The sequence below is a fragment of the Streptomyces sp. NPDC005799 genome (assembly GCF_040630525.1).
Lineage (GTDB): Bacteria > Actinomycetota > Actinomycetes > Streptomycetales > Streptomycetaceae > Streptomyces > Streptomyces griseorubiginosus_B.
In genome coordinates this window covers 1-2231 of sequence record NZ_JBEXXQ010000184.1, presented here as the reverse complement: position 1 = coordinate 2231, position 2231 = coordinate 1, and the positions used below count along the sequence as shown (strand labels likewise).

The window sequence follows — 2231 nt, the reverse complement described above, 5'->3', positions numbered from 1 at the left end:
CACCCCGCATCTCAACATGGACATGCCCACCCGACGGCTCATACGGCGGTCAGTACCACGATCGAGCGATCACGAACCGAGGAAGATCGGACTTAACGCCCACTGAGCATGGTGTGACGGATCGCCAGGAACGTCACCTCGATCTCCCACTGCTCATGGTAGAGGGCCAGCAGGCCTCCGGCCGGGTGGCGGCGCACATCGGTCAGCGTGGTCACCGGCCGGTACTCGCCCCGATGGGTGCTGCCGTCCGCGCAGGTGACGGTCGCGGTGATGACACGGACCGGGACCCCGGCGATGACCGACAGGAAAGAACCGTCGGCCAGGACCTGCAGCACGGCGGGCCTGCGCGAGGAGCAGATCCGCAGCAGCAGCGCAGCCCGTGAGGTGTGCACGGCGCGGATGAAGTCGTTCGCGTCGAAGCCGCGGTCGGCGAGCACCAGCATGTCGTGGCGCAGGTGGCCGACCAGCTGCAGGGCAGCCTCCACCTCGCCGCGATACGGGCCGACGACCGCGCCGAGCAGGGGCCGCGTTCCCATCTCGGCCAGGGCCATCACTGCCAGCAGCGGGTAGGCGGTCACCCCGGCGGCGACTTTGTACCGGCCCAGCCAGGCCACGTTGTCGCCGGTCTCGGGGATGCGGGTGGAGCGGCAGCCGTCGAACGCGACCGTGCGCAGACCCCGCCAGGACACGCCACTCGTGCACGGGCGGCTCAGCGGACCTGCGACAACCTCGAACAAGTCCCGTAGCGGGTCCGGTCCCACCCGCCGACGCACACAGGCCAGACCCGCCGCGGTCACCGACGCCACGAGGCGTCCTGCCTGCCGCAACGCTCCGGCCAGGGTGTCCCACACCCGCCCGTAGGAAGCGTCGGGGAACAGGGCCAGCGCCAGCACGAAGTACACCGCCACCCGCGCCGGCACCGTCCGCGTCCGCCCCCGGCGGCCCGGCCGGTCAAGGACATCGTCGACCAATTCGAAGGGGAGATATCGGGTCAGGGCGCCGAGATGCCCCGGAGCGAACACTCCGCAGGCTGTTGTGAAGGTCTGAGTCAGCGTCGTCGTGCCACACTGGTCCGTCAGCGGGACCTCCGGTGTTGGTCTGTCTTGGTCGACGACTCAACTTCCAGGGGTCCCGTTCTGTTCTCCCGACCCGCCGCCTCGACACACAGCCTCTGGATGCTTGACAAGCGGCAAGGGCGGTGTGGTCCAGTGGGAGGTTGCGCAGACCGGTGGACCGGGCGGCCCGGATCCGGTCCTCCGCCCTGGCCCGCAGCCGGTGACGGAGCTCGAGCTCGGCGATGGGCTGGCCGGTGGTGTTGGTGGCGAAGCACGTGATCCGCATGCCGTCCGCGTCGGTGATCCTCAACTGGGCGCCGGGACGCGGTCGTTCTTTGCGGAAGATCAGCCGCATGCCGCTGGGCCAGCCGTCCAGCAACTTGCCGGTGAGCTCGGCAACCCAGGCCCCGTCGCGTATCTGGCCATCGGCCTCGACAGCCGGCGTCCAGGTCGGGCCCGGGATCTTGAGCACGTGTTGATGGATCGGCTCGGTGATCACCATGCCGACCGAGTAGGACAGCCATCGCCCTCGCTTCGCGAGCCAGGCGACGAAGTCGTGGGTGCCGCCGGCGGAGTCGGTGCGGATCAGCGTCTGCCGTCCGCGCCGGTACTTCTTCGGCAGCTGGGCCAGGGCCAGTTGGGTCGTGGTGATGTGGTCGGCGGCCGTGTTCGAGCACGCGTTCCCCGGCCTGAGGAGGGCGGTGACCGGCTCTCCGGTTCCCCAGGGCCGTGGTCGACGAAGGCTGTCAGGGGGTGATGGCCGTAGGTCTTCTTCCAGGTCGCGGCTGCGTCCTGCTTGTCGGAGTGCGCGATGACGAGGACACCGTCGAGGTCGACCGTGACCTGTCGATCAGTGTCCGGGGCGTTGTTCTCGATGATCACGGGAATGCCGAGCGGGCGGCGTTTTCGCCCCGCCCCGTTCTTCGGGATGAACACCCGCCGGCCCGGACGGGCCCGCCAACTACTGGCGCGTTGCTGGATGAAGCGCACCAGTTCGGCCTTGCCCGGGGCGGTGAGCACGACCTGCCTGAGCTGCCCCGAGTTTCATAGAGTCCGGTGATCTTGTTTCAGGCGGACTGCGGGGTGGCTTCCTGTTGTCGCCACCAGGCGCGTTCGTACTCGGCGGGCGGTACGTAGGCGAGGGCGGAGTGGAGCCGTTCGTCGTTGTACCAGGCG

Annotated in this window: 1 protein-coding gene and 1 pseudogene; both read right to left on the bottom strand. The window is 69.0% G+C overall.

Translation table 11 applies throughout. The features are described 5' to 3' along the window. Positions 1 to 92 precede the first annotated feature (92 nt). The gene (locus ABZ453_RS51060) at positions 93 to 1022 is read right to left on the bottom strand and encodes a transposase domain-containing protein (RefSeq protein WP_359026905.1); all 930 of its coding nucleotides are present in this window, start codon (positions 1020 to 1022) and stop codon (positions 93 to 95) included. 184 nt (positions 1023 to 1206) lie between these two features. Then, a pseudogene (locus ABZ453_RS51055) lies at positions 1207 to 1898 on the bottom strand (transposase); the annotation flags it as partial. Positions 1899 to 2231 lie beyond the last annotated feature (333 nt).